The 3,152-nt window shown below is 61.3% G+C and carries 6 protein-coding genes; 4 read left to right on the top strand and 2 right to left on the bottom strand.

Translation table 11 applies throughout. The features are described from left to right. The 4 genes from QZT71_RS12255 to QZT71_RS12240 form a co-directional block, all read left to right on the top strand. Nucleotides 1–463: NADH-quinone oxidoreductase subunit B family protein (locus tag QZT71_RS12255; protein ID WP_367112548.1), on the top strand; the 463-nt coding region annotated here is incomplete at its 5' end. Nucleotides 464–465: 2 nt separating this feature from the next. After that, a complete protein-coding gene (locus QZT71_RS12250) occupies nt 466–1,008 on the top strand; it encodes a chromate transporter (protein WP_295916629.1) in 543 nt (180 codons plus the stop codon). Further along, the gene (locus tag QZT71_RS12245) at nt 1,005–1,577 is read left to right on the top strand and encodes a chromate transporter (RefSeq protein ID WP_295916628.1); all 573 of its coding nucleotides are present in this window, start codon (nt 1,005–1,007) and stop codon (nt 1,575–1,577) included. Before QZT71_RS12250 ends, QZT71_RS12245 begins: the two co-directional genes overlap by 4 nt. A gap of 20 nt (nt 1,578–1,597) precedes the next feature. Further along, nucleotides 1,598–2,308: a hypothetical protein gene (locus tag QZT71_RS12240; protein ID WP_295916627.1), complete on the top strand. Its 711-nt coding sequence runs from the start codon at nt 1,598–1,600 to the stop codon at nt 2,306–2,308. Here the strand turns inward: QZT71_RS12240 and QZT71_RS12235 are convergent, their stop codons facing one another. Then, entirely contained in the window at nt 2,309–2,596 is a 288-nt protein-coding gene (locus tag QZT71_RS12235) for a hypothetical protein (RefSeq protein ID WP_295916625.1), read from the bottom strand. Between the two features lie 12 nt (nt 2,597–2,608). Further along, nucleotides 2,609–3,152 (bottom strand): class I SAM-dependent methyltransferase (locus tag QZT71_RS12230; RefSeq protein WP_295916622.1); only part of this gene is annotated, 544 nt, incomplete at its 5' end.

The raw sequence follows: 3,152 nt of genomic DNA, 5'->3' as shown, positions 1-3,152 counted from the left end.
CCCGGGCGACAGGTGCGTGAAATTCGACCAAAAGGCCGTCCGCTCCGAAATCGGCCGCTGTTTCGGCCGCGCGCTGCAACTGCGCGAAGTCTGCGCCGGAGGCGATGCCTCAATCGAAATGGAGCTCAACGCCACGGGTAATGTCAATTTCGACCTCGGGCGCTACGGCATCGGCTTCACCGCCTCGCCCCGCCATGCCGACGGCGTAGTGCTGTCGGGCCCGATTACCGCGAACATGGCCGAAGCGCTCGAAATCTGCTACGACGCCGTGGCGGAACCTAAAATCCTCGTCGTCTGCGGCTCCGAGGCGTGCTCGGGCGGACTGTTCGCCGCCAGCCGCGCCGTCGACCGCTCCTTCCTCGACACACACCGCCCCGACCTCTGGCTGCCGGGCGCACCGACGCACCCGATGATTTACATCGACGGCATCCTGAACCTGCTGGGCCGGGAAAAACGCGAATAGCCATGCAACGACTCCGTACGATTTTCATCTCGTTTTTCAAAATCGGGCTCTTCACCTTCGGCGGCGGCTACGCCATGCTGCCGCTCATCGAACAGGAGCTGATTGCCAAACGCCGCTGGATCGAGCATAAGGAATTCCTCGACCTGCTGACGCTCGCACAGTCGGTGCCGGGCCCCATCGCCATCAATACCTCGGTCTTCGTAGGATACAAGATACGGGGATTCAAAGGCGCCATAGCGGCCCTGCTGGGCAGCGTCCTGCCGTCGTTCGCCATCATCCTCGTGATCGCCCTGCTATTCGCCGACATCCGCCACAACCCGGTGGTCGACGCCGCCTTCAAGGGCATGCGCCCGGCCGTCGTGGCGCTGATCGTCGTACCGGTCATCTCGCTCGCGCGGGGCATGCACTGGTCGATGTTCGCCGTAATCGCCGCCGCAGCGCTGGCGGTATGGTATCTGGGCTGGTCGCCGATTTACATCCTGATTGCCGCAGCGGCCACCGGCATCGCTTGGACATTATTCATCGCTAAAAAAGCAGGCAAATGATCTTCTGGCAACTATTCGTAAGCTACCTGAAAATAGGTTTCTTCGGCTTCGGCGGCGGCTACGCCATGCTGTCGCTCATCCAGAACGAGGTGGTCGTGCAGCACGCCTGGATGACCAACGCCGAATTCGCCGACATCGTGGCCGTCTCGCAAATCACGCCCGGCCCCATCGCCATCAACTCGGCGACCTACGTGGGCTACACCGTCGGCGCCCAGGCCGGCAGCACGTGGTGCGGCATCCTGGGCGCGGCGCTGGCGACGTTCGCGGTTTGCCTGCCCTCGCTGACGCTGATGCTGCTCATCACGCGTTTCTTCCTCAAACTCAAGCACAACCCCATCGTCGAAGGGGCCATGAAAGGCATGCGCCCGGTGGTAATCGGCATGATTGCCGCGGCGGCCCTGCTGCTGATGTTCCCGCACAGCAAAGCCCCCGACGAGCAGAATTTCATCGACGGCTGGAGCTGGGCGCTGTTCGGCGGCGTGTTCGTCGCTTCGGTCAAAAAGGTAAACCCCATCCTGCTCATCGGCCTTTCGGCCGCAGCGGGCATCCTGATATACTACGTATTCTGACCTTGCAAAAAAATCCCGCTATGAAGAAATCCCTGAAAATGAAAAACGCCCTGAAAAAACGGCTCGGGAAGTGGAAAGTCGGCGACTACGTCCGCCAGTTCTCCATCGTCACGGGCGGCGTGCTGCTGACCCTGTGGCTGACGGCCAAAATCGCGGATTCGTCGAAACAGAAGGAGGTGCGGCAGGCCATGCAGCTCGTCACGCTCGAATTGCGCGAAAACCTGCGATTCATCCGGGATTACGAATGGCTCTACAACCAGGAAAAACGGGCTGCACAGCGCTTACGGGAGCACGACTTCTCCCTGGCCGGATTCCCCGCGGACACGGTGGAAACCTATTGGCGACACATCACCAACGGCATGGGAAAACCTTACCGGTTTATGACCGACGCACTGGAGATGCTCAAAACGACAGGCATCGCATCCCACATTGCCGACAAACAGATCGTCATCGACCTGCTGCGCAGCTACAATGATATCGGGGAATTCGACAACTCGATGGAACTCTATTACACCCAGCGTTCCAAGACGCTCGTTCCGCACCAGATGGGTGAAAACCACCTGTCCGGCGATAATATCGGCCTACACGAAGAATTCGCCGGGATACTGGCCGAAAAAACGGTGCAGGGATGGCTCCGGGCCATTCCGCGCGCCTACGATGCGGATTACTTCGCCCGGTGTGCGGAAAAGGTAGAAAAAATGATCGCGGAACTGGAAAAACGCTACAAATAATCAGACGGCCGCGACGACGGCGGCCCCGGCCAGCAGCAGGAAAAGGAACACCCCCAGGCACAGCAGGCCCAGAACGGCCACGAACATACCGATACATCCCCAGCGCCGGTCGTCGCACGGCAGCGGGTCGGTCAGCAGGGTGACGATAAGCCCCACGAGCGGGGTGAAAATCAGGCTCACGAGGAATGCAAGCCCGAAACCGATACGCCTGCGGCTGCCGATAATACCCACCAGCACGGAGAGCAGGCAGCCGCTCAACAAACCGAATAATACAATCAGAATACCCATTGTTGCGAACAGTTAACGTGTAAAACGATAATAGGTGCCCAGCGGCAGCTGCTTGCCCGCGCGATCCGTGAAGCAAAGCTCGCCGTACTGCTCCTGCCGCGGTGCACCGAATGCCTGCCGCACCGCCGTGCGGGCCAGCGTCGACGACAACCCCATCGAATAGAGGTTCAGCACGAGGAAGGCCCCCTGCGGCTCCAGCAGCTGCGCACAGCACTCGAGCATCTCGCAGATGTTGTCCTCCAGTATCCACTTCTCGCCGTCGGCGCCGCGGCCGTAGGCCGGGGGATCGAGGACGATGCCGTGGTAACGGTTGCCGCGGCGCACCTCGCGCCGGACGAATTTCAGTGCATCCTCGACAATCCACCGCACGCCGTCCAGCCCGCTCGACTCCATATTCTCGCGCGCCCACGTCACCACCTGCTTCACCGAATCGACATGCGTCGTTTCGGCCCCGGCGGCACGCGCCGCGAGGCTCGCTCCGCCCGTATAGGCGAAGAGGTTCAGCACGCGGGGCGTCACGGATTGTCCCGCCGCGGATGCCGGCTTCTGCCGGCCG

Source organism: uncultured Alistipes sp. (genome assembly GCF_902388705.1).
Classification (GTDB): domain Bacteria; phylum Bacteroidota; class Bacteroidia; order Bacteroidales; family Rikenellaceae; genus Alistipes.
Note: the sequence above shows the minus strand (reverse complement) of the source record. Positions and strands in the feature narration are given on the sequence as shown.